Source organism: Neisseria shayeganii 871 (assembly GCF_000226875.1).
Classification (GTDB): Bacteria; Pseudomonadota; Gammaproteobacteria; order Burkholderiales; family Neisseriaceae; genus Eikenella; species Eikenella shayeganii.
Window position 1 is genome coordinate 1 of sequence record NZ_JH164949.1, and the last position, 516, is coordinate 516.

The 516-nt window shown below is 49.4% G+C and carries 1 protein-coding gene; it reads right to left on the bottom strand.

The features are described 5' to 3' along the window. Positions 1-119 precede the first annotated feature (119 nt). Positions 120-516: terminase gpA endonuclease subunit (locus HMPREF9371_RS10920; protein ID WP_040661251.1), on the bottom strand; the 397-nt coding region annotated here is incomplete at its 5' end.

Consider the following 516-nt stretch of genomic DNA (forward strand, 5'->3'; position numbering starts at 1 on the left):
CAATCGACGGAGAGGAAAAAATCATACTGTTATAATTATTTTTTTTGAATAGTCGCCCCCCTTTTTTTTGAAGAAGAAGAAGAACCGATACCAAACATAGAGAAACGAAACAATGTCATTTAAAGCGCTGAAGAAGGGGGGGATCCTCTAGAGTCCAGCAGCGCACTGAGATCCAGCTGCCAGCGGGAAATACTGATGCGCAGCGCCGCCAGCGCATAAACGAAGCAGTCGAGTGCCTCATTGCGTCGCTTTTTGCTGTCCCACAGTATTTTTTTCCTGCCATCCACCCATTTTTCGACCTGCTCTTCAGCAGTCAGCTGCTGCGCTTCGGTCAGATCAAAAATATCCGGGTTATTCGGGAAGTGAACGGCACCGGGAAGCGGTTCATCCCCTTCCGGCGTCAGTGTGAAGCGGTTATAAATCTGCTCTTTCGCGGTATCCGTACCGATTTCGGTAAGGTAAACGACCTGCAGGCATGCAAGCTTGGCACTGGCCGTCGTTTTACACGTCGTGACT